20 protein-coding genes are annotated in these 23304 nt (G+C 47.3%); 6 read left to right on the forward strand and 14 right to left on the reverse strand.

The genetic code is table 11. The features are described from left to right. Nucleotides 1-47: 47 nt before the first annotated feature. From PLA01S_RS04505 to PLA01S_RS04515, 3 genes are all read right to left on the reverse strand, one after another. The gene (locus PLA01S_RS04505) at nt 48-3233 is read right to left on the reverse strand and encodes a bifunctional cytochrome P450/NADPH--P450 reductase (protein WP_127590273.1); all 3186 of its coding nucleotides are present in this window, start codon (nt 3231-3233) and stop codon (nt 48-50) included. Nucleotides 3234-3622: 389 nt separating this feature from the next. Further along, a complete protein-coding gene (locus PLA01S_RS04510) occupies nt 3623-4216 on the reverse strand; it encodes a GNAT family N-acetyltransferase (protein ID WP_127590274.1) in 594 nt (197 codons plus the stop codon). A gap of 2 nt (nt 4217-4218) precedes the next feature. After that, nucleotides 4219-4827 carry a TetR/AcrR family transcriptional regulator gene (locus PLA01S_RS04515; RefSeq protein ID WP_127591058.1) on the reverse strand — a complete coding sequence of 203 codons (609 nt, stop codon included), beginning with the start codon at nt 4825-4827 and terminating at the stop codon, nt 4219-4221. Between the two features lie 338 nt (nt 4828-5165). Here PLA01S_RS04515 and PLA01S_RS04520 point away from each other — a divergent pair, with 338 nt between their 5' ends. Beyond that, nucleotides 5166-5657 carry a DUF2798 domain-containing protein gene (locus tag PLA01S_RS04520; RefSeq protein ID WP_127590275.1) on the forward strand — a complete coding sequence of 164 codons (492 nt, stop codon included), beginning with the start codon at nt 5166-5168 and terminating at the stop codon, nt 5655-5657. Nucleotides 5658-5798: 141 nt separating this feature from the next. Here PLA01S_RS04520 and PLA01S_RS04525 read toward each other — a convergent pair whose 3' ends face one another. The 6 genes from PLA01S_RS04525 to PLA01S_RS04550 form a co-directional block, all read right to left on the reverse strand. Next, entirely contained in the window at nt 5799-6944 is a 1146-nt protein-coding gene (locus PLA01S_RS04525; RefSeq protein WP_127590276.1) for an NAD(P)/FAD-dependent oxidoreductase, read from the reverse strand. A gap of 195 nt (nt 6945-7139) precedes the next feature. Continuing rightward, nucleotides 7140-7514, reverse strand: a complete 375-nt coding sequence (locus PLA01S_RS04530) for a VOC family protein (RefSeq protein WP_127590277.1) — start codon at nt 7512-7514, stop codon at nt 7140-7142. A 230-nt stretch (nt 7515-7744) separates the two neighbouring features. Continuing rightward, nucleotides 7745-8707 carry a DUF5643 domain-containing protein gene (locus tag PLA01S_RS04535; protein WP_127590278.1) on the reverse strand — a complete coding sequence of 321 codons (963 nt, stop codon included), beginning with the start codon at nt 8705-8707 and terminating at the stop codon, nt 7745-7747. A 43-nt stretch (nt 8708-8750) separates the two neighbouring features. Continuing rightward, nucleotides 8751-9677, reverse strand: a complete 927-nt coding sequence (locus PLA01S_RS04540) for a DUF5643 domain-containing protein (RefSeq protein ID WP_164817308.1) — start codon at nt 9675-9677, stop codon at nt 8751-8753. Between the two features lie 50 nt (nt 9678-9727). Beyond that, the gene (locus PLA01S_RS04545) at nt 9728-10933 is read right to left on the reverse strand and encodes a DUF4179 domain-containing protein (RefSeq protein ID WP_127590280.1); all 1206 of its coding nucleotides are present in this window, start codon (nt 10931-10933) and stop codon (nt 9728-9730) included. Further along, complete coding sequence (locus PLA01S_RS04550; RefSeq protein WP_127590281.1) at nt 10920-11465, reverse strand: sigma-70 family RNA polymerase sigma factor; 546 nt, start codon at nt 11463-11465, stop codon at nt 10920-10922. The genes PLA01S_RS04545 and PLA01S_RS04550 overlap by 14 nt, the downstream gene beginning before the upstream one ends. Before the next feature lie 201 nt (nt 11466-11666). Here PLA01S_RS04550 and PLA01S_RS04555 point away from each other — a divergent pair, with 201 nt between their 5' ends. The 3 genes from PLA01S_RS04555 (at nt 11667) to PLA01S_RS04565 (ending at nt 15613) form a co-directional block, all read left to right on the forward strand. Next, nucleotides 11667-13127 (forward strand): MDR family MFS transporter, encoded by a 1461-nt coding sequence (locus PLA01S_RS04555; RefSeq protein WP_127590282.1) that lies wholly within the window; start codon nt 11667-11669, stop codon nt 13125-13127. Between the two features lie 52 nt (nt 13128-13179). Then, entirely contained in the window at nt 13180-14631 is a 1452-nt protein-coding gene (locus PLA01S_RS04560; protein ID WP_127590283.1) for an alpha/beta hydrolase family protein, read from the forward strand. A gap of 94 nt (nt 14632-14725) precedes the next feature. Next, the gene (locus PLA01S_RS04565) at nt 14726-15613 is read left to right on the forward strand and encodes a TetR/AcrR family transcriptional regulator (RefSeq protein ID WP_127590284.1); all 888 of its coding nucleotides are present in this window, start codon (nt 14726-14728) and stop codon (nt 15611-15613) included. Between the two features lie 566 nt (nt 15614-16179). Here the strand turns inward: PLA01S_RS04565 and PLA01S_RS04570 are convergent. Next, a complete protein-coding gene (locus PLA01S_RS04570) occupies nt 16180-17676 on the reverse strand; it encodes an Lsa family ABC-F type ribosomal protection protein (protein ID WP_127590285.1) in 1497 nt (498 codons plus the stop codon). A 508-nt stretch (nt 17677-18184) separates the two neighbouring features. On the opposite strand from PLA01S_RS04570, the gene mscL reads away from it, so the two are divergent. Then, the gene (gene mscL, locus PLA01S_RS04575; RefSeq protein ID WP_127590286.1) at nt 18185-18583 is read left to right on the forward strand and encodes a large conductance mechanosensitive channel protein MscL; all 399 of its coding nucleotides are present in this window, start codon (nt 18185-18187) and stop codon (nt 18581-18583) included. Between the two features lie 241 nt (nt 18584-18824). Continuing rightward, on the forward strand, nt 18825-19286 hold the full coding sequence (locus tag PLA01S_RS04580) for an OsmC family protein (RefSeq protein ID WP_127590287.1): 462 nt from the start codon (nt 18825-18827) through the stop codon (nt 19284-19286). A gap of 99 nt (nt 19287-19385) precedes the next feature. Here PLA01S_RS04580 and PLA01S_RS04585 read toward each other — a convergent pair whose 3' ends face one another. From PLA01S_RS04585 to PLA01S_RS04600, 4 genes are all read right to left on the reverse strand, one after another. Next, nucleotides 19386-19934, reverse strand: coding sequence for a DinB family protein (locus PLA01S_RS04585; protein WP_127590288.1), 549 nt, complete (start codon nt 19932-19934; stop codon nt 19386-19388). 144 nt (nt 19935-20078) lie between these two features. Next, complete coding sequence (locus tag PLA01S_RS04590) at nt 20079-21230, reverse strand: NAD(P)/FAD-dependent oxidoreductase (RefSeq protein WP_127590289.1); 1152 nt, start codon at nt 21228-21230, stop codon at nt 20079-20081. A gap of 62 nt (nt 21231-21292) precedes the next feature. After that, nucleotides 21293-22015 carry an SAM-dependent methyltransferase gene (locus PLA01S_RS04595; protein ID WP_127590290.1) on the reverse strand — a complete coding sequence of 241 codons (723 nt, stop codon included), beginning with the start codon at nt 22013-22015 and terminating at the stop codon, nt 21293-21295. Further along, nucleotides 22002-23159, reverse strand: coding sequence for a type III polyketide synthase (locus tag PLA01S_RS04600; RefSeq protein WP_127590291.1), 1158 nt, complete (start codon nt 23157-23159; stop codon nt 22002-22004). Before PLA01S_RS04600 ends, PLA01S_RS04595 begins: the two co-directional genes overlap by 14 nt. Between the last annotated feature and the right edge of the window lie 145 nt (nt 23160-23304).

Consider the following 23304-nt stretch of genomic DNA (forward strand, 5'->3'; position numbering starts at 1 on the left):
CGCAAGGAGATCGTAGTCTTAGGGTGCGATTTCCGCTGGCATGATGATTATCCGGCCCAGACGTCTTTTACATATTGTCCCGACGCCTCCAGTCCGGATAACCAGGCAGCAGCCTCTTCCGCATTCACGCCATGTCGGTCCCGATAGGAACGGATCAGCGTTTGTTCCACCTCAGGCGCCATCCGGGAGCCGTCGCCGCAAATATACATTTGCGCTCCTCCCTCAAGCAGCGACAGCAATAAAACTCCGTCTTGTTTCATTAAATGCTGGACATAGCATTTGTCTACACCGTCAATCCTCGAAAAGGCCGTATGCAGGATGACCAGCCCTTCTCGCTCCGCCTGCTCAAACTCCTCGCGGTAAAGATAGTCCTGCTCCGGATTCCGGCAGCCGAAGTACAGATGCGCGGCACCCAGCTCTTGACCAGCCTCCCGAAGCGCTTGTCTTGCCTGGATGAACCCCCTGAACGGAGCCACGCCCGTACCCGGTCCGATCATGATGATTGGCGTTGCCGGATCCTGCGGCAGCGCGAAGCCCGACTCAGGAGTACGAATAAACATAAATACCTCGGCGGACGTCTCCAATTGGGCCAAATAGTTGGAAGCCACGCCCCGATATTCTCCCTTGCCGCTCCAAGCACTCCCCCGAACGACACTGACCGTGATGCTTGCCGTATTCCGGCTAACTTTCGATGAGCTGGATATTGAATAATATCTCGGCTTCAATGGAGGCAGGAGCTCAAGAAACCGCTCAAACGGCAGCTCGCAGGCTTCATATCGCTCCAGCAGGTCGAGCATGGAGATCCGTTTGGCCCGCACTTCGGCCTGATAGTTCGCTTCCGCAAGCAGTTCCTGAAGCTCCTTGGCATGCGGCGGGCATACCGTACAAGCGGCCATTTCCCGAATCTGCGCTCTTGTAGCCGGCTCCTGCAGCTCCACGCTGCGGGAGAGCAGGTCGTCCAGGCGGACAGGAATGCCTGTAGGCAAATGTGCACCGCTTCTTCCTTCAGCAGACAAAACAAGGTGGGCGCCCGCATCCAGCTTGAATCGCTGGAGAACCCGCTGAACCAGCGTCACCGGATTGACCGGAAGCACCCCCAGATGATCTCCTTCGCGATAGTCCGTTCCATCCGGCAGCGAGATTTCGATATGCTGCGTGATCCTTCCGCTGTCGTCATGCTGTAGATTGCGGCTGTGGACAATACGCCCCGTCACGGCGTGGTAGGTTTCTGCCAGCGGAACGGCGGCCGCACCCTGCACAAACTGGACGGACAAAGCACTGCGTTTCGGCTCATTAACGGACATAAAAGGTAGTCCTAGCGATTGCATCAAATCCGGCCATAAATGCTCCGTCCATTCATCGACTTCCCGCTCAAAATCGCCGCTTGCATCACTTTCGCCGCGCAGGAGCAAACGCTGCGCCCCTTTGACGGCAAGCTGCTCGTCAATGAAGCGGGGAATACGCTGGTACGTGCTTGCCCAGTTGTGATCTCCGCAGCCGAATACCGCGTAACGGACGCCTTCGATTTCGGATTCATCCGCCGTTTCCAGCCATTCCATAAAAGCTTTGGCATTGGATGGCGGTTGCCCGTTGTACGAGGCAGTAACAATAACTACGACCCCTTCCTTCGGAAGCTTTCCGGCAAAGTCGTCCAGTGCGCCGACCTGGCTGTCGAACCCTTGGTGCTTCGCAGCATCCGCCACCTCTCTGGCAATTCCCTCTGCCGTGCCCAGATTGGAACCGTACAACGCGAGCAGCGGTGTATGATGGGCATGTGCCGCAGAGGTTTCGGACTTGACGTATTCCCGCTTCTCCGACTCGGGTGACACCGTCTTACCTCCTCCAGGAACAAAAAGTGAAGTCCCGTCTTGACGGCTTCGAACTTGAATATGGAACCCTTCCGGCTTCAGTGTGAGTGTTTCCTTCACCTTCAGCTCATAAGACTGGTTTTCGATCAGTTCAAAATATTTGAGCACTAAACCAAGCACCAAGGTTGCTTCCTGCAGCGCAAACTGCTGCCCGATGCAAGCCCGTTGTCCGTTACCAAACGGTTTGTAGGCGTCATGCGGCACCTTGCTCGGATCCTCGAAGCGTTCAGGTCTGAACGTCTCCACGTCGTCTCCCCACACACGCGAGTCTCTATGGAGTCCTGGGATCAGGACCGTCACGCTGTCTCCCTTCTTGATCGGATAGGTTCCTCCGATCGCCGTATCTTCCTTCGCATATAACGAGAAAGCAGGCGCCGTTGGCCATAAGCGCAGCGACTCGTTGAGTACCATGCGGACGTATTTCAGTTCCCTCACCTGGTTATAGGTCGGAACGGGATCTTTCAGGACGCGGTCCACTTCGCTTATCGCCTTATGCAAGGTATCCGGATTTTTCATCAAATAATAAATGGCAAAGGACAGCAAGCCGCTTGTCGTCTCATGCCCCGCGATAAGAAACGTGATGATCTGGTAACGGATGTTCTCATGATCGAGGCGCTCGCCTGTATCGGGATCGACGCCTTCCAGCATATGCGCGAGCAAATCCCCCTCTTCGCCGCCATGCGTCTTGCGATCTTGGATGAGCTCATCCACAAGGGAGAACATGAACTGAATATCCTCCTGAAACTGCCGCTTCTTTTTAAGCATAAACATGTCTTGGATGCCCAGACGATGAAGCTGGTTCATGCCCTCATCAAGCGCCCGCACCATGCTGTCGATAAATGGATGGTTGTCTTCGCGGTAGAAGCTGTTAAACCGGAAATTAAATCCGCACAGGCCGATGGTATCCAGCGTCAGGCGCGTCATGTCGGCAGGAACGTCCACGGTTTCGTCGGGATTGAGCCGAGCCCATTTCTGAATGAGCTGCATGGCGATATCGACCATTTTTGTATGATAGCCTTGCATTGCGCGCTGGCTGAAGCTGGAGAGCAGAATGTTGTGGGCTTTTTTCCAGTTGGGCTCCTGCGTAGCACTCGTAAACAGTCCATCCCCCGCGAACGGACGAACATTCTGAAGCGGTGCCCAGATTCGTTTATCAAAACGCTTCTCGTCACAAGCGTCCTTGACATATTCATGTCCCGAGACGTACAGCTCCTTGCGTCCGCCAGGATATTGAAATTGAAAGATAGGTCCGAGCTCCGAGGCAACCTTCACAAGCGATTGGACCGGAGCGGCGGAATCCAGCAGCGGCAGATTGCCGAGCGGACCGTAGGTTTTAGGTTGAGGCACTAACTTGGTTTGTGTCATGCTATCTCCCTCCATTATTCCTTTAATCTCTTTGTATTCGCCCCTATACTGGGCGGGATGAATCTCGACTAGAACCAAATGACCAAAATCGTAATATGGTCATTTTAAAATAAAAAAGGAGGATTCGACGCTGCATCGTTCGTTTTCACTTACAATGGCTGCCTGATCCTGCCTTTACCCTATCATGTTATGGATATCCCGCACATCTGCCGGAGGTCCGTAATATCCATTAGGTCCGCTGATATTCGATTATTACTTTTCAACCAGGAAGTGGCCCGTTATTGAAACTTTTGGACTATAGATCCAGAACATCGTTTGAACCGATATGGCCAAAACCTACATGTAAGCTGACATTCACGGATCTATGCTGGTGGATCCAGCCGTGATCCTCATTTTACTTGCTTTAGAGATACGATATGATTAATGCCTATTTTTCCTGCTTTCTTTGGGGGAATCGTGGTTCGTTTATATTCCTTAAAACCCATCTTTTCGTAGAGTCTCATGGCAGGTATATTCGTATCGGCTACCTCTTCAATTAAAAACTCACGGTATGGAGTAGCTTCAAGAATATGGCCTATAATCAGTGAGCCTACCCCCTGTCCTCGATATTCCGAGGCCGTCCCAACAAACTCAATCGAACACTTCACCGGAGACGGATTCACAAGAGGCGTTTCAAATTCCTTTTTCAAAAACAGGTACGCAAGGCTGCCCTTATATAACCCCAAATACTCCCGCAGCTCTTTTTTGTTGAGTTTCACGGATAAAGAGGTGCCGTCCGTACAGGCGGCCATCCCAGCCACTTTGTCGCCGTCAACGGCTACATAAAATTGATCCAGATTAAACATGTGGGCAAAGGCTCTTGCGATTTGCTCCTGATCTTTAGAGAAATATCCAAGCCATTGCGAGAATCCTTCCGCAAAAATACGGGACATTTGAACTCTTGCATCCATTCCTGATTGATCAGCTTTCCTAACGGTGAACATAGTCAATCTCCCTCCTTAAATAGGAATGATGTAAGTACTAGCGGGGATGGCATAACAAAGTTGTTTTTCAAAATCACTTTCATTTCAGCCAGGCCCTGCAAAGCCGAATAGAACAACACGGCCATTTGGTGAGCATCCCCGGAACGGAAATCGCCTGACTCCTGCCCCTTCTTGATAAGCGCGGTTGTAGCACGCAGCAGCCGATCATTAACCTCTAAAACCTCAACTTGCTTGGGATTGGCTGCACCACCGGAGAAAAACAGCTGACTCATCAGTATCAGCAAATTGGCAAGCTCTTCTCCATTTTGCATATCGTGATAAATTTCGTCGACAAACAGCGCCATGAGTTTTTTCGGAGAATCAGCTCCTTCAAACATTTGGGTGATTTTTTTCAAGCCGTCCAGTGCATATTCAACGAGTTCATTAAACAAGCTTTCTTTTGTTTTGTAATGCCGATATAAAAGCCCGATGCTGATGCCGGCAACATCAGCGATGTCCTGCACATTCGTGGAGCCGAACCCTTTTTGAACAAATAGCTGCATCCCGGCCGATTGTATTTTTTGTCTAGTTGCGTTACGCATTTCTTCATATTGTTCCTTAGTACGTGGCAAATTGCTTCTCCTTTTTATGAATGAGTTTTTACTCATTATAAAATATTGATATTGTAACAGCAAGCGAAGTATGGATACTTTTTTTCGTAAAGGCTGATTTTCGGCGAATGCACGAATGGCGTTTGGCATTGAATACCCCATTTTGAATCGGTTATCGTACATCATTGAGCTTCATCTCACTCAAAAATTTGTAGCGGGGTATTGCAGAGTCGCAATAAAATAAGTCATAGTTTTTCATCATAGCAGAAACTTTTCAGTAAATGTTCACAGAACTTTCACTTACGAGGAGCTTTCCCCCATCTCTATAATGACAAAGGTAACTAGAAAGGATGAGGAAATTGCCAACAACGAAGAAAGAGAATTTTTATTTTGGTATGATGATGTGTGTGGGGATGGTCATCATGATGACGACCTACAATTTGATCACGAACGGATTGATTGGAAGAATATCGCTGGTAGCCGTGCTCATGCAATTTGTTCTGGGCTTTATGATTGCCTTCATGCTGGAGTTGTTTGTTGTCGGACCCGCTGTCAAAAAAATCGTGTTTTCATTAACGCGTAACAATTCCAATAAAATCATCATGATCGTGGCGATGGCATTTTTTATGGTGATTGGAATGGTGACCTTTATGTCCATGTACGGACTGGCGTCCTTCTACTATGCAAACGGCCTCGGAGGAGAATCGGTGCTTGGAAGCTACTTCTCCATCTTCATTAAAAATTTTGTGTTTGCTTTGCCGCTTCAGCTCCTCATTGTAGGCCCGACCGTTCGATTCCTGTTTGGCAAGCTGAAAGCAAGCCGCATGAACGAATCCTTCACGACCGTTTAGATCGGGGGCTTCGCCGTAATAACAAAAAAAGCCGCGATTGATCGCGGCTATATTTATATTCAATATTCATCTGCACTTACATCCACATCCATACGTGATCCTCACATACGGAAACTTGCTATGACTGATTCATGGTTCTGATCAACTGGACGGCCATGCTTGGGCTCCATCCATAGCTTTACGAACATCATAATCACGGATGTCGATATCCAGCGGCATTCGAAGCGCCAACTTTGCAAGTTGGCTCCCGATAAATGGACCCATCGTCAGTCCGGACGCGCCCAACCCGTTTGCCGTAATAAGGCCTTCCCAGCCAGGGACATCACCGATAACCGGAAGAAAGCCGGGTGTAAACGGACGAAACCCGACTCGTATTTCCTGAAACGTGCTGTCAGCTAGTCCAGGCGCCAAGGCCAATCCTTTATTCAGGATTTCCTGCATGCCGCCGGCTGTCACTCTCGTATCGTAGCCTTCAACTTCATTTTCGTGAGTCGCCCCGATCACAATTTTCTGGTTATCAAAAGAGAGCAAATATTGATCCGAAGGCGGCATGACGACCGGCCAGGTACCTGTATCTTGCTGGTCAGCCGCCTGTACGTGCATGATTTGGGCTTTTTGAAAACGAACCTGAAAGTGAATGCCTAATGGCTGAAGCAGTTGGTTCGCCCATGCACCGGCACAAACAATGACTTCATCGGCCGCGAAGCTATTAGCTCCTACAGCTGCTCCTGTTACACGATTTCCTTGATATAACAATGCGGCATCCCCGTTTATAAGCTTGGCCCCGTTCCTCTGTGCGGACCGGATCAGCGCATCGCGCAGCGCACGACCATCAATACGGGCGGCACCGCTAATATGAACGGAATGATAACCTTCACCTAGCAAAGGAAAACGTTCATGGGTTTCTTCCTCATTCAGCCGGGTAATCTCACCGATTTCCGGAGCATCTGTTTTCCTAATATGAGCCCGTTCCTCCATCTTGCGGATTTTATCCAAATCGTCATGAATGCTAAGAGCGCCGACTTGTGCGTAGCCTGTTTCTGTCTCGCCTTCGCTGATGAGTTCTTTCACTAACTCAGGGTAAAAACGTGCGCCGGCCTTGGCTAATTGGTACCACGCCTGATTCCGCCTTTGCGACAGCCAGGGGCAGATTATGCCTGCTGCGGCATCCGTAGCCTGTCCTTTATCTTTGCGGTCTATAATAAGGACTTCCGCTCCCTTTTTTGCCAACTGATATGCAGTCGATGCCCCTAGTATACCCGATCCAATAACGATCACTTTCTTCATGCATGACATCCCTTTCCTTAAATCACTGTATCCATTATAGCGAATGCAGGAAAAAAGTATAACGCCCACCATCTAAGGGGTTTGGAACGGCGGCTAAAGCATGTCAGCAGAAACATTTCTTCTATACAAAAAAGCCGCCATATAGGCGACTTTACATCCATATAATCTATAGTTGATCTTATGGCTCGGTTATTCTTATTTTTCCATGACAGCAAAATAGTTTTCTTCATAATCCGCAAAGTTGAAAACTCTGCCGGAAGGCATAGTTACCACTTCGCCGACCGTGATATTGTGGCTGGTTAAATGGCTGTGCAGCATTTCGAAATTTTCCGTAAAAAACATTAAAGAAGGTGTGCCCAAATGTAATCCTGGCGACATTTTGGCTACGAATTCCTTATCATGCAAAATGATGCTTGTTTCTGCTTCCTTCGTTGGAGCGATTTCAATCCATCTCATTCCACCGTTGTTCTCTTCAGCTATGACCTGAAATCCCACCACTTCAGTCCAAAACTTCACAGCTTGATCCTGATCATTCACGTACACCATAATTTGACCAACTTTGCTAATCATCGATTGTTACACTCCCTCGCATAAGTAAGTTAAATGTCAAACCAGCTTGCCTCTATGATTCCTTTTCTCTTCAGATCATAACATGCCAGATGCATTTATATTTCTTATCCATTGCGAATTTTGGTTAAATATTGGATTAATTTCATATGTTGCACAATGTAAAAAGAAGTGCCCGTCAAAATATTTTGCGGACACTTCTTCACTTGCTGCGAAAAGGGTAGTCTAGTGAATTATTTTATAGGAATATTCAACTCAAGATCTTTCAATTGATTTTTGACGATCTCTCCGTTCTTATCCAGTTTGAATTCGCCTGACGTTGCATTGGGATCTTTGAATTCAGGTGTGAACGGCTTAATGACAATAGATTTTACGTCCGCATCCGGAGCCTCCAGAATAAAGTCGTAATAATAATCACCGTTCTTGTTATTCTCATCAGTGCCTCTTCCCGATATTCGCTCCAGTTCATTACCTTGATCATCAAGGAAATCATACAGGATTGTTGAATCATGTCCACCCTTCAGAACAAACTGAACTCGGGTGGAATGAGCTGTAGAATGAACCTGCTTTAACGTCAAGTGGAGATTACCCGCTTTTTTAGTAATGTTAGGTTCAAGAACAACCGGTTTGTTGACTTCTTTTTGAAACGGAATCTCCAATGTGAACGGTTTCTGAACACCTTCCAGATAAATTTTAGCCGTTAACTTGAACTTGTCAGGAAATGATTCAAGGTTGCCTCCAAGCAAGGATGCATCGCTCAGGACCATAACCGCATGATTCGGATCGGAACCCGGTGTTGTGCCTAAGCTTGGTCTCTTCGCCAAATCCCCTCCACCATATTCGTGTATGGATTTGCCGTCAATGAAGACATCCATTTCGCGGATAGAACCTTTATCGTGGATATATTCACCCATCTGCTCATCCCACTGGCCTCCGGTTAAACTGCCGGCAAACTCTTTACCGCTTCGCTTTAGTTCAACTTTAACATGGTTCCCGTCGTACAATGCTTTGGACGCTCCAAGGGTGATCCCTTGTTGGGTATCGCTAGCTACCTTGGATTTGTTTTGATCCAAGCTCTTTGACACTTGTGGCTTTGTTGCCGTTATACTCGCCGCTTGAGCAGTTCCCCATACTGCTCCTCCCAGAATCATACCTGTCAGTGCCACAGTACTCATTACTTTATACATGGTTTTCATGTTTTTTCTCTCCATTCGATTTCTATTTTTTTATGTTCGTTCGCTATTTGACCAAAACGCGAATTTCAATATCCTTCATGTATTGTTTGATGATGTTGCCTTTGCTGTCCACCTTGTATTGACCGGAGGTACCATCTTTCAACTCGGGCTTAAAGGGTTTTATGGTGAATGAGTTCACATTTTTGCCCAGCCCATCAAGGAGGATATCATAATAGTAATCACCTTTTTTATTATTCTCGTCGGTCCCCCTGCCACTGATCATGTCAAGCTGTTTACCTTGATCATCCACAACATCAAAGGAAATTGAATTCTTGTCAGAACCTTTTAGTATGAGTTGTAGTCTTGTCGAAGTAGACGTTAGAGTAGCCTTGTTCAATATCATGCTCAGACCATTCGATTTCTTGGTGATATTTGGCTTTAAGACAACCGGCTTACCCGAGCCTTTTTGTATCGGAATATCCAAGGTAAAGGGCTTGCTTACACCTTCAAGGCTAACGGTGGCAGTGAGCTTGAATTTATCGGGAAACGCCTTGATGTTTCCTCCAAGCTGTGATGCGTCCGTCAGGGTAATGATCGCTGTGTTCGGATCAGCGCCTGCTCGCCAGCTTAAACTCGGTCTTTGCGACAGACTTCCGGAACCATGGATTGATTTGCCGTCGATCAGGATACTCATGTCACGAATGGAACCTTTTTCCCTAACGTACTCATTCGTTTTGCTATCCAGTTTCCCTTCCGTAATTCCACCAGTAAATCCTTTGCCGCTGCGTTGGATCGTAATGCTGACATGGTTCCCGTCGTATACTGCCTTAGTTACCCGAAGAGTGATTCCTGATTGTGTTACAGATATGGCTGAAGCAGCAGCCATGATCTGCGCAGAATTGCTGCTGGCACTAGTCTTCTCGGCGGCTGCGTCAGCATGACCCAAGACGGTTCCCCCAAGAAGCATGGCGGCGAATGCTGCCGTAGACATGACTTTACATAATTTTTTCATAGGATCTCCTTGATATGTCTTTTTGTATTTTAGCGTTGAACGTCATACAGTTTATCCAAACCGAGATGATTCACTGGAATGGTAATCTCCAATTCCTTCAGGTATGTCTTGACCATTTCTCCGTTGCTGTCGACTTTGTACAAGCCGCTGTTAGCTGCGGGATCTTGGAAGACGGGCAGGAATGGCTTGATCGTTATGGATTCTGGGGCATCTTCAAATCGGTCAAACATCAACTCCAGCCGCTGTTGTTGCTGTCGATCATCCCGGTAGACCCCCTTCCCGGAAATCTGGCCGAGTTCTCTCCCCCGATCATCCCAAACCTCGAACAGCAGATTAGGGTCTCCGTGCTTCCCTGACTTGTCCGTGCGTACCAGATTCAAGATGAGATCTGTTGTGATTGGAGTGAATTTCAGCTGCTCCAGTGTGATTTGAAGTCCGTTCCATTCTCTTGTTTCTCCAGAAGAGACAGTAATTCGATCTGTATTTTTCCGAACAGGTACATGGAAGACATAAGGGGCATCAATTCCTTCAAGTGAAATTTTGGCCGTTAACTGGTATTGATCCGGCAAGGATTGATTATGATTATCTGAACGAGAAAAGCCTATGAGTTCGTACAGTACAACGTTGGGATCCGAAGTGGGCTTACCAATCAGACCCGGTTTATCGCTTAGGCCGGGATCATGGATGGAGGTGCCGTCTATGAACATCTCCACATCCGTGATGGCACCTTTTTGATATCTATACGTTGTATCGTTGTCGTCCTGTTTGATTTCAACATCCGATATTCCCCCCGTAAGTCCTTCACCCTCCCGCTTCACGGCCAGGGACAAACGAGTCCCGTCATATACAACCTGCGGTATTCGAATGGTCACACCTTCATGCGTTACGCTGGCGTTGGGTTCAGCTACCAACCCTCGCTCCCCCGCTGTTTGGAGCCCCAGATCATCAGCTAACCTGAAAATACTGCTGATCAGCGGTATTTTTTTTAAGGATTCTGCCATTGCCGGTGATACATAAGCACTGCTTATCACCCCAATCATGGCCGCCGCGGCAGTAGCTGCTACCAATCTGCGTACCTTAGTGGAACGCTGTTGCTGATTCGATCTCGTCGACATCGGAAGATCTGTCAGAGAAGCGTAAACCTCGTCCTGATGACGGCGAATGATATCCGGAACCTCGCTCCGAGGCGCCTTCCCTATCTCCCGAAGTTCTTTATCCAAGTCAAAAGGATTCATAGGCCAGCTTCCCCTTCCGATTTTGTTTTACCTGATCAAACAGTATTCCCCTCGCTCTGTGAAGACGCGCCCTCACAGCTCCATCCGTGATATAAAGCACGCTGGCGATTTCCTTAATGGGCAAATCCTGAAAATAGAATAAGTGTATAACGATTCGAAGCGATTCATCTAAGCGTTCCACCGCTTCACGAAGGTCCAGCTTGTGGCTGTCTTCGTAATAGTTGGATGTTCGTACTCGCTCAGGCACTTCAGCCATGACTATAGTGCGCTCTCTGCTTCGAAGCAGTTGATTGCATTCATTGATCAGAATCCGAATCACCCAGGTTTTAAAGTACTTTGGTTTTTGTAATGTAGATAAAGATTTATATGCTTTAAGTGTTGTCTCCTGAAAAGCATCGGCACAATCTTCATCGCGTTTTAGAATGGACTTCGCCAAGCCGTACAGTTCGGGTTCCAGCCTCCGGAAGAGCTGGATAAACGCTTCACGATCTCCTCGCTGTGCTCTCTTGACTTCATGTTCCAATTCTCGCACGATATTCATCTCCTTTTGAGGGCCCTCTATAAGATTAGATGGACGAGTATATCGAAATGTTATATTTTTCGATAAAAAACTTCATGGGTACCCGTTTGACACATCAAACGTTCATCGTTACTATTATAAATGACTTATTGGTTTTTTTAAAAACTATAAAGTTTAATTTTGCAAATTTTCAAAGAAAGTAGGTTCACCACCATGTCAGATCCATCTGCAATTGTTCGTAACACCCCAGAAGAAAGAGCTTTTACAATCAAGGACATTATGGCACCATTACTTGCCGTCATCATCGGCACCTTTATGGTCCTGTTGGACAGCACCGTCGTAAATGTCGCCGTACCTACGCTAGTTCAATATTTTGATAGCCCCCTGCATACCATTCAATGGTCGATAGCTGCATACACTCTGGCATTGTCAGCGGTTATCCCTCTCGCGGGTTGGCTGTCGGATAAATTTCAGCCTAAACGGGTGTTTCTCATATCGATCGGATTGTTTACGATAGGATCCGTGTTATGTGCTTTTGCCCAGTCAGCCGAGCAGCTCATCGCCTTCCGGGTTATTCAGGGAATGGGGGGCGGCATGGTATCGCCGATCGGAATGGCCATGGTGTACCGTTTGGCACCTCCGGATAAAAGAGGTTCTATTATAGGAATGTTTGGAATACCATTACTGCTTGCCCCAGCGCTCGGTCCCGTATTATCCGGATGGTTGATTGAGTTTGTCAGCTGGCAATGGATTTTTCTGATCAATCTCCCCATTGGCATGATCGGATTATTCGTGGGAATCAAACATCTGCCTTCCTTTCCAGGAAAGGAGGCTCCATCCCTGGACATGGTTGGCATGATACTTGGGCCCGTGGCTTTTGCCATGATTACTTATGGGGTCAGTGAAGGAGGGGTAAGCTGGACTTCCACCAGAACGTTGTCCGGAATCATCATCGGCGGAATCGCGCTGCTTCTCTTCATTTGGTCCTGCTTACGGCAAAAACAACCGTTGCTTGAACTGCGTGCGTTCAAATCGGTTGATTTCACACGCGGTATCATCATCTCCTGGATCATGCAGGCCGCCATGTTCGGCTCCGTGCTTTTGTTCCCGCTGCTGCTCCAGCAGATTAGAGGTTTCACTCCGCTGACGACCGGGTTAATCCTGCTGCCACAGGCAGTCGGTTCCATGATCTTTATGCCTATGGCAGGCAAGCTGTTTGATAAAGTGGGAGCACGTCCCCCGCTTGTGGCCGGAATGACACTGATGAGCATTGCATTGTTCACGATGTCCTTTGTTCGAATCGATACCCCTTTATTCCTTATCATGATCGTGCTGTTTCTAATGGGCTCCGGCATGGGGTTATCGATGATGTCCCTAAATACGCATGTATTAAATGCAACGCCTAAGCACCTTGTAAGCCGGGTTACTCCACTTACAAGTGCGTCGCAGCAGGTGATCGCTTCTTTTGCCGTCGCAGGGTTCACTGGATATTTATCTTCCCGGATGACATCAAACCCGCCGAGTAACCCTGTTGGAACCAACCCGCTGGAATCCCATGCAGCCTCCTTCGCGGACACCTTTTTCCTGGCTGCCTGCATCGCATGTATGGGACTGGTTCTCAGCTTATTTCTTAGAAAACCAAAACCAATAACCAATGAATCTTCGTTCGATTAAAAGGCAGATATCGAATCAACCACAATAACCGTTAAACATAGGAGGAACTTACTTGAGATTCGGAGAAATGGTTATCATACTATTCATTATCGCTCTGGCTATAGCAACGATTTGGGGACCCCGATCGAAGAAAAGCCGGCTGATTTACTCGTTAATCGCGCTATATATCGTTACGGTTGTGCAGATCATCGTGGAGGATTGCCGATGGCAAATGATTCCTTGTTATGCGGCTTCCGTTATCCTGACGATTTGCATCATTTTTAGAAAACATGAAAAACAACAACGCAGTAAGAGCAAGAGAAGGTGGATAGCCTGGTTGTGGACCACGATGTTGTTCTTTTACGCATCGGTCATGGTCGCATTGCCGCTCTTGCTCCCCGTATTCACATTTAATCAACCTCAAGGGCCCTATTCTGTGGGAACATCGATATACCATTTTATTGACAATGACCGGCCCGATGAGTACTCAGCCGATCCGACGGATCACCGCGAGCTGATGGTACAGTTATGGTATCCTTCCGAGCCCGAAACGGGGGAAGAAGCCGCACCCTATATCCGTGATGTTGCAGCGATTACACAAGGTCTCGAACAGGCCTTGTCCTTTCCTGCCTGGACGTTAAGCCATCTGGGTCTCGTGGAGTCCCATGCCTACAGCAATGCCCCGCTGTCCTCCATGGAGCAGGAATATCCGATCTTGATCTTTTCACACGGCATGACGGGTTTCCGCAACCAGAATACCTTCCAGATCGAAGAGCTGGCCAGCCATGGATATATCGTGGTCGGAATCGACCATGCCTATGATGCGGCTGCAACCGTATACCCGGACGGCCGGGAGATTCTGATCAACAAGCACCAGCTTTCAGGTTTTGAAGCGCTTGACGAGCACATGACATTATGGACTCAGGATGTATCCTTTATTTTGAATCGGCTCGAACAATTGAATAGACAGGATGAGCAGGACCGTTTTACAGGCCGTCTTGATCTGGAGCGAATCGGCATGTTTGGACATTCTTACGGCGGTGCCACTGCAGCCCAGATACTGCTGAAGGATGCTCGGATCAAGGCTGCGATCAATATGGATGGAACCTTATATGGAGACCCCATGCCGAGCACGGGACTTAATAAGCCATATTTACAGATGAATGGTGAGAAGAGTATCGATAAGTCGATATTCGATAACTCGCTGGATCAAGCCATGGCACAAAGCGGCCATACACGAGAGTATTACGAAGATTTTTGGGAGGAGACGGTAAGGCGTCGCATGAATGCTCTGCAGGGAGGCGGATACACAATGACGATTCCGCATACTTCCCATATGAGTTATACGGATTTTCATCTATTCTCTCCGCTGCTGCCTAACCCGGGAGAGGATCCAAAATCGGTTCATCGCATCATAAACGAGGTAAGCGTTGCTTTCTTTGACCAGCATCTCAAGGGAATACGGAATAACGCCATGGAAGAACTGTCGAAGAAATATCCGGATATCGAGCTAGTTCAAGATTAAGGCACCTTTCTTATGCCTGTGGATTAGCTCTGCAAAAAACGATATGATAGTGATCGAATCCGGTTTATTTGTACATCGTTAAGGGGGCCGCGCTATGAGTTTGTTAAAAGAAAAAATATTGCAATCGGCTATTCGTTCCTTTGCCGAAAAAGGATACCAAGCGACTTCGATTCAAGATATCGCAGATGATTGCAGCATCGCTAAAGGCTCAATCTATAAATACTATGGTTCCAAAGAAGAGCTGTACATCCGTATTCTGGAGAAACGACAGCAAGATATGATTGATGCCGTAGAGAAGATCCGCAAAAAAGGCTTATCCCGCAGGGAAACATTTATTGAGGAGATCGCTTACCAGTTCGATTTTTTCATTGAGCATGGATATTATATTTCGCGTGATCACAACGAGCTCCCACCGGCGAACAGTGACAAGATCGGCACCGTCATTCATCAGCTCCAATTGAATATGTTTCGTTATTACCAGGATATTTTGCTCCGTCATTACGAGAATTCCATAGCGGAATGGAAATGGGATGCTACGGCCGTCTTTAACGGATTGATCCGAGAGTATACCTTTCATGTATTGTTTGGATTCAAACCGCTCATTCAAAAGGAATTGGCTGTTTTCATCGCTGAGCGAATGGATGATCTCGTGCTGGGATTGGAACAACGTGCTCCCCGTCCCCTGCTCACCGACGAACTTATGAAGGAATATTCGATGATTGATTTAGAAGCACTTACCTATACGCAGGAAATACGAAGAACGGCGTTGATGGATACAATCGAGTCGATTATTCCGGATATGTCCATAACGAACTCCAGAAAAAAAGACTTGTCTGAGGTAACGGCGATGCTCCGGGAAGAGTTCACCGCAGAACGTCCCCGACACTTTTTGATCCAAGCGCTGCTAAAGGATCTCTATTCGGAGAATGAGCTAGCTTTTTACACGAATCAATTGCAGCAGTTGATTCGAGAAAGCCATTGACGGGATAACCGAGGGGGCCATGTCGGCCTCTTCACGAAATGGAATCAATCCGCGGAATCATTCAAAAGAAAAGAAGTTGCATACTTTGCGGCTTCTTTTCTTTAGGCACATATGATGTCACCTGTATTCGAGCTTCGTTCGGTTGTCCCCATTCAATGCATCTCCCCGCCCCCTGCTTGTTCTAACTCCAGTTCCCTGCACGTCCCCATAAGCATAATGCTTGAAATTGTAAATAAGATCATCATGACATTCCTCATCATACATCCCCTTCTTATATGTTCAATTAACCCCAGTCTAAACCATAATGAAAGTTTCACCTATCGATTAACCTTTCTACAAGCTTACATTGTTGTAAGACACTCTGATGAGTCCATTTGGAATCAAGCGATGGAAGGGCTTTATTTGACCGGCTACTGGGAGGGCTAGGTATACTGTAAGAACGTCTAGTTGATATTACAACGAAATGTAAAAAAGCTGCCGCTAATCAGCGGACAGCTTTTTTTTGAAATACCCTATTAAGGAAAACATACTCCCGTTCCTTCTCGGGATAACGGTCTTGTTGTTCCTTAAATTTCTTGATTGCCATCAAACTCAACGATCTTTGTCGCCACATTGTCGCAAAATGCACGATCATGCTCCACGAACAGAATTGTCGGTGCAAACTCGAGCAATAGCTCTTCAATTTGCATACGAGAGATAACATCGATAAAATTAAGCGGTTCATCCCAAACATACAAATGAGCATGCTCACTAAGGCTTTTAGCGATCAGCACCTTCTTCTTCTGTCCCCCGCTATAAGTCGAAATATCCTTTTCAAATTGAAGTCTGGAGAAATCGAGCTTTCGCAGTATGGATTTAAACAGGCTTTCATCAATCCCGCTGCTTATGGCATAGTCCGTCAAACTGCCTTGAAGATGGGACGTGTCCTGAGATACATAGGATATCTTAAGTTGGCTATCCCTGCTGAAATGACCCGTGCACTGCATCTCTTCTCCGCATATCAGCTTAAGGATACTGGATTTACCTGAACCGTTTTTACCCGAAAGGGCAATCCGGTCCCCTTTTTCAATCGTAAAACTCAGGTTTTCACACACCGTCTTAGGGCCATATGAAAGAGAGACACGCTCAAGCTCGACCAGCTGTTTTTTATGATAATCGAGTTGGAACATCTGCAGACTCTCGGAACTCTCGATATTTTTAAGCAGCTTCGATTTTTCATCAATGGCGGACTGCTGTCGCTGCTCCAGGTTTTTGGAGCGTTTCATCATTTTAGCTGCCTTATGGCCGATATAACCTTTATCTACTTTGGAGCCTGAATTTCTGGTGCCGTTTTTGGATTTTTCCACTTCGTGCGACCAATTCCCCGTCCTTCTGGCAGAATCGGTTAAACGTTTAATATCTTTCCTGAGTTTCTCATCACTGGCAAGCTCAAATTGATCCTGTCGCTTTTTATTTTCCCACCATGCGGAAAAATTGCCTTTTTGGATCTCGATATTGGTTTTATTGATGGACAGGATGTGGTCTACGCAGTGATCTAGGAATGATCTATCGTGAGACACCAGAATAAATCCGCTTTTCTTGCTGAGATAATCGCTGATCAATTTTCTTGCATGCATATCCAGATGATTGGTCGGTTCGTCAATCAAAAGGAAGCGGTTCTCCTTGATAAACAGCGCAGCCAGCATCACTTTGGTCTGCTCTCCGCTGGATAATGATGCAAAAGGCCGGTATAGCACATCTTCCGAAACCTTCAACAAGTTAAGCTCGCGCACGATTTGCCAATGTACATACTCCGGATAGATCTCCTCGATAACATCCAGAGTGAGATATTCCTTGTTCTCGACATGATAAGGGAAGTATTCGAAGCTCACGGAGGCCGAAATATTCCCGCTGTATTCGTATTTGCCTAGCAGCAGATTGAGAAACGTGGTTTTCCCCCTGCCGTTTCTGCCGGTAAATCCTAATTTCCAATCGGTATCGATTTGAAAGCTCACCTGTTCGAATATCGGATCAAAACTGCTCTCATAAGCAAACGAAAGGTTTGAAACATTGATTAATGACATTTTCATCATTCCTCTACGGTAAAATTTCAGAACGAAAAAAAAGCGCAAAAACACCAGAATCCGGTGCTTTTTACGCTTACGTTAACCAACTATACCATAAAGAAACAAGCGACGATCTAGCTATCGCTACGTTTGTCTGCATATAAGTATAGAAGGATAAAGTTCCGGTATCTGATTGGTTATGGTGTGAACCTTGCCTATGTTTCCCAGTATCGACAGGTTCACATAAACATCTACAACCTCTAATTCAGTCATCGCTTTATCCCTCCTTGAACCGATCCCGTTATCGTGTGAATATTAAAAAACTTAACATGAATGCCACCTATTGGTCAACCTGTGTGGAGTTACATCGAAGCATAATTCAGAATAATGACTTCTCGGTTCTGATCATCTCGGCAAAAAAGATCCGACCTAACGATCTTGCGCATTTAACTAGTAGCTGATAGGATAATTCGAGTGGTAGATGAATTGCCACCCTACATTTTGGATTAAAAGCAGGTGACTTATTATGAATTTGTTAAAAGAATTTAAGACCTTTGCGCTTAAGGGGAACGTGCTCGATTTAGCCATTGGGGTTATCATTGGTGCTGCTTTCGGCAAAATCGTATCCTCATTGGTGAGTGATATCATTATGCCGGTGATTGGATTGATTCTTGGCGGAGTGGATCTATCAGGGCTGAAGGCTACAATCGAGGATGCAACCCTGACGTATGGAGTGTTTCTTCAAACGGTTGTGGACTTCCTGATCGTCTCCTTCTCGATCTTCATGTTCATCCGTACACTGAACCGCTTCAAACGCAAAGAAGAAACAAAGGCTGAAGAACCGCCGGCTCCATCGAAGGAAGAACTATTGTTGACTGAAATTCGCGATTTACTGAAACAACAAAGTAAGGCTTCCGAAAAATAATATGCATTCGATCTGGAGAGTGTGTTTTCGATATGAGAACACACTCTCTTTTTTTCTCCTTCTTCCAGGTCTCTCCCATAGGAATACAAACGCCCGCCATATCCTCCCATTCATGTTTGATTGACAGATCATGCCAAATAGAATTATAATCCTTACTAAACCTAGTAATATAGTATAGATTATAATTTAGAGACAGATCACCCACACCGTATGGGGCTGTCCATAAAGGGAGATGTGGTATATGCCGAGTGTTCAAACGTTCAAAGCAACTGCCCATTTGCAAGAAGGGGTAAAAGTTGTTACTACTGTAAGGCAGTTCGAGTTAGTCATCGATGAGCCGAAAAGCCTTGGAGGTACGGATACCGGAATGAACCCCGTTGAAGCTCTGCTTGCCTCCCTGGGGGCATGCCAATCGATCGTGGCCCGTGTATATGCGCCAAAATTCGATGTGATCCTTGAAGATTTCAGAGTTGAGGTAGAAGGCGACCTGGACCTGGACGGATTCTTTAACCGCTCTGACGTACGTCCAGGATACTCCGATATTCGGTACACGTTCTACATCAAAACGCCTTCGTCCGCCGAGAAGGTTGAGCAGTTCGTTGAATTCCTGGAGAGTAAATGCCCTGTGGGCGATACGATAGCTGCACCGGTACATTTGAAGCTAAATCGCATCGTCATCGAGAACGAAGTGACAAATTCTTAATGCATCTACATATAAGGGCTGCCAGGTTGCACAAAGCAACTTAGCAGCCCTTCTTTTTCATCGTTATCTATACGATGGATTGTCCCATAGATAATTGGATTATTTGTTGTGAACAGCATAAAGGAAACGGCAATAACCGATCTCAGCCGCATTTTTCATCAGTTCTAGATTTAGCCAGGCTGCCAATTCATGAAAAGGCTTATCCGTGAAAGGCCATAACGTTCGTTCCGTAGAAAGGAACGCTTCGTCCGTCAAAGCCGACATTTCCCGTTTCCACTCGGTGCTCAATTCATTTATTCTATCCCTGGTCTCTTGGATGTTACCCATAGAATGGATCTCTTCACGGGCCAATGTCCCACTGCCGAATGAATGATTCAGCACCATAGACCACCAGTATGTGATATGCCATGTCAGCCATGATATATTCGGCGGGCCAATTTCATACTCCTCGGATTCCGGCCATTCTGCCAGCCAGATTTCAGATTCACGGTAAACATGGAGTCCCTTTGAAGCAGGTCGCCAATGAAACTCCTCGTCTTGAAGCCCCGTGAGATGCAAGTCGAGCAACTGCCAAGCGATTTGGAACTGGAAATCAAGAGTACTTCGAATGACTCCGGTCGGATTAGGTGAAAAATGTCCATCTTGCATTCTACCCCTCCATTCTGCGCATATTTATAAACGTTGTTTATTTTTGTCTATTATTTAACAAACATAATAAAGTATTGTTTGTTTAATGTCAACATATATCCGTAGAATAACTAATACAAAAAAGCCGCAATTATTATGCGGCTATTATCTGGTGCCTATGCCCGATTCGGATAATCGGGTAGCTTTTACGATATAGGAAGCCAATCCTGGAATCATCCTGGCGATGCCTGGATAGAAGCGATTGGTTTTGGCGAAAGCGAGGTTCTGCATTCTCCTTGCCCTTCTGAGAAGCTCCGTAAACGTACGATTGGCTTCAAGTGTATATTGTTTTCGCCATTGAACGAAGTTTATTTCTCCCTTTAAATATTTGTCTGTCCAGCCAGAGCATAGCAATGATGATCGCAGAGCAACCGACATCCCGTCCCCGCACAGCGGCGGAAGCATCAGCATCGCATCGCCGATGTGCGGATATTCCGACCATGGATGCGGTGTATGGGATATACGAAGCGGAGCAATGGATACCTGGGTTCCCGAAACAGGCTCTCCTTCAGCCATCCGTTCGGCCAACCTTCTGTTCGTGCGTGAAGCGGCCCGGAGAATTTCAGGCACCGATTTGCCGCTGCCCTGCACGGAGTTCAAGGTCAGCAACGCGGCCACATTGACCGTTCCATTTTCAATCGGCGAAATCCCGACATAACCCCCATCGCAAAAATACAGTTCAACACGGGCCGGTATCGTAATGCCGCTAAAATGCGATTTTACGCCGACATAGACGGTGTCATCCCGATATTCCTCGGCAGCGGCCACGCCACGCGGCCTTTTTGTACCATATGCACCAATGACAACCCTTGCCTCATATCGAACGCGCTCGTTCCCTTGCCTCGCATCGACTTCATACCGATGATCACCCAGCTTCTGAATACCGGTCACGGTTGTTCCCGTGACAATTTCCGCACCCGCGTTCACTGCATTCTCATGAAGAAGGCGATCCAGCTCATAGCGGCTGATACCGGTTGCCTGTCCCGGTAACGGAGCGTTAATCTCACCGCCGTGTGACATCACGATTTTGGCATGATCCATGGAACTAGGCTTAACCTCTTCACCCATTAGATGGACGCCTAGATAATCCAGCATCTCTTGGGTCTCTGGCGACATGAATTCACCACAGGTTTTATGGCGCGGAAATGATTGCCGATCCAGCAATATCGTACGATGCCCTTGCTTTGCAAGCTGTTGTGCACAGCTGGTGCCGGCTACTCCCGCTCCGATGATAATGACATCTGCTTGCTTTGACATATATGATCACCTGCCTTTATAGCTTTAACTGAAGAACATTGGCTTCCGAAATGAGTAGATGACTAGGGTGTCCGATGTTTCGGGATAACAACGGAATAACGGAATAGTGGCTTCCATTCATAGGTCATGGTGTCGTGATTAAGCTGCTTTTTCAACTCTCTCCAATCTCTCCCTTTAAATCCCTTTGCAACCGATAACGGACCATCATGGCGAATATAGCGATTGCGGGAAATGATGCGCGTCGTAATCCAGACAGCCGTGTAGGGTACCGGATGCCGATGAATATCATTGATCACGACCCCGTGAATAGAGGCTCGCAGCATATGTGTCACCATCTCCACCAGCTGATCGCCCTGGAAATGATGGATGAACTGGGAACCGGTCACGATATCAGCCGATGCACCGGGGACATCTTTAACGTCGGCGCGCCAAACTCGAACTCTCGGTTCGTTTTGAAACAGTCGTCTAGCCTCATCGCATGCTTCTTCCGTCATATCGACCAAGGTAATATTCAGCTTGATGCCCCTTTGATCCGACCATTGCAGCAGCTTCTGGTTCACATCGCCTGAACCGGCCCCTACGTCCATGATGCTAAGGGTGCTCGGGCTGCCCATCGATTTCCAAAGCTTCTCCACGCCGTTCAGGGTAGGTCCCGGCGCCGCGAAGATCCGATTCAGCCGCCTTAAGTGCTTCAGCGCTTCAATCAACTCTTCCCCTCCCATGGAGAAGTCATCCATCAGCTCATCTTCCTGCGCCCGGATGGACAAGGTTCTAAAGAAGGACATGGTCCTGCTCCTTAACCGATGACGCATAAGCCTTCACGTAGGTAAAACGCATGAGCTCCGCTGTCAGACCTGGCCCGAAGGCCATAGCTACCCCTTCCGTGGAAGCTTTGTCCAGCTCTTGCATCTCCTTACGCATCGCACTCAGCACAAACATAATGGTCACGGAGGAGAGATTCCCTGCCGTTCTTAAGATGTCCCTGCTGTATTTGGTTTGTTCATCGGTCAAGCGCATGACTTCCTGCACGGAATCCACGATGCCCCGTCCGCCAGGATGGATGGCCCACAATTCCGGAACCTTATCGTCCTTCAGCAGAATACGCAGTTCTTCCTCCAGGTGAATACCGAGCAGCTTGGGAATACGCGGCGATAAAAAAAGATCAAAGCCTGTATTGCCTACCTCCCACGTCATATCCTCCGTTGAATCCGGAAGCAGGACCGAATAACCCGGGCCGAGCTCCAAATAATGCCGATAATTCGTTTCCGGAAGACCGATAACACAGGATGAGGCCCCATCCCCAAAAAACGAGGCTGCAAACAGCGCTTCCCTCTCCTTGACCGGCTGAAAATGAAGGGTACAAAGCTCCACGCACACAATCAAAACTTGCGATGCCGGCGCTCCCCTTACAACATCCCTTGCCATTTGAATCGCCTTAAGACCCGCAGCACATCCCTGAAATATCAACGGCAGACGATTGACCCGCGGAGAAAGCCCCAACTGACGGACCAGCAGTACATCCATACCCGGCTGGTATTGGCCCGTGCAGCTGACCGTAATGAGATGCGTGATTCGATTCGGTGACATACCGGCATCTTTCAACGCCTTCTCGGCTGCTGCTACGCCAAGCGGGAGGGCCTCCCGCTTGTATGTATCCATTCGTTCCTCGGTTGTCGGGATATCTGACTTGTCATGGGAAGGCAGATAGCGGCATTCTTCCAATGGACCAAGGTAGTTGGATTCGCAAGTATAACGAGTTTCGACACCGCAGGATCTAAATACTCTTCGAGCAAAGCGGGCCAGATCGGGTTGATCCTGCAGCGTAGAGGCAATTAAATCCGCAATATCCGACTGTGCCACTGAATGTGCCGGCAATGCCGTACCCATCCCGAGAATCGCAGCATCGGACATACCGTTTGTATGTTTCATGCTAACCTCCTGTATCGTCTTGGAATTATACTTGATTACCCTTCCCTGAGCATTTTGAATTCGTTCAAAGATATACACTTGAGATTAGGATATCCCGAGCATAGCAAATTATATCCAATTCAAACCAAACGCTTCATACGCATGT

The organism is Paenibacillus lautus NBRC 15380, from assembly GCF_004000945.1.
GTDB classification, from domain to species: Bacteria; Bacillota; Bacilli; order Paenibacillales; family Paenibacillaceae; genus Paenibacillus_AQ; species Paenibacillus_AQ lautus.

Coding starts and splice junctions, on each gene's coding strand:
- PLA01S_RS04585 (WP_127590288.1), bottom strand. CDS start 19,934: ATGCAAGATGGACATTTTTCACCTAATCCGACCGGAGTCATTCGAAGT.
- PLA01S_RS04595 (WP_127590290.1), bottom strand. CDS start 22,015: ATGTCCTTCTTTAGAACCTTGTCCATCCGGGCGCAGGAAGATGAGCTG.
- PLA01S_RS04545 (WP_127590280.1), bottom strand. CDS start 10,933: ATGAATCCTTTTGACTTGGATAAAGAACTTCGGGAGATAGGGAAGGCG.
- PLA01S_RS04540 (WP_164817308.1), bottom strand. CDS start 9,677: ATGTCTACGGCAGCATTCGCCGCCATGCTTCTTGGGGGAACCGTCTTG.
- PLA01S_RS04505 (WP_127590273.1), bottom strand. CDS start 3,233: ATGACACAAACCAAGTTAGTGCCTCAACCTAAAACCTACGGTCCGCTC.
- PLA01S_RS04565 (WP_127590284.1), top strand. CDS start 14,726: ATGAGTTTGTTAAAAGAAAAAATATTGCAATCGGCTATTCGTTCCTTT.
- PLA01S_RS04535 (WP_127590278.1), bottom strand. CDS start 8,707: ATGAAAACCATGTATAAAGTAATGAGTACTGTGGCACTGACAGGTATG.
- PLA01S_RS04590 (WP_127590289.1), bottom strand. CDS start 21,230: ATGTCAAAGCAAGCAGATGTCATTATCATCGGAGCGGGAGTAGCCGGC.
- PLA01S_RS04555 (WP_127590282.1), top strand. CDS start 11,667: ATGTCAGATCCATCTGCAATTGTTCGTAACACCCCAGAAGAAAGAGCT.
- PLA01S_RS04530 (WP_127590277.1), bottom strand. CDS start 7,514: ATGATTAGCAAAGTTGGTCAAATTATGGTGTACGTGAATGATCAGGAT.
- PLA01S_RS04580 (WP_127590287.1), top strand. CDS start 18,825: ATGCCGAGTGTTCAAACGTTCAAAGCAACTGCCCATTTGCAAGAAGGG.
- mscL (WP_127590286.1), top strand. CDS start 18,185: ATGAATTTGTTAAAAGAATTTAAGACCTTTGCGCTTAAGGGGAACGTG.
- PLA01S_RS04510 (WP_127590274.1), bottom strand. CDS start 4,216: ATGTTCACCGTTAGGAAAGCTGATCAATCAGGAATGGATGCAAGAGTT.
- PLA01S_RS04570 (WP_127590285.1), bottom strand. CDS start 17,676: ATGTCATTAATCAATGTTTCAAACCTTTCGTTTGCTTATGAGAGCAGT.
- PLA01S_RS04600 (WP_127590291.1), bottom strand. CDS start 23,159: ATGAAACATACAAACGGTATGTCCGATGCTGCGATTCTCGGGATGGGT.
- PLA01S_RS04525 (WP_127590276.1), bottom strand. CDS start 6,944: ATGAAGAAAGTGATCGTTATTGGATCGGGTATACTAGGGGCATCGACT.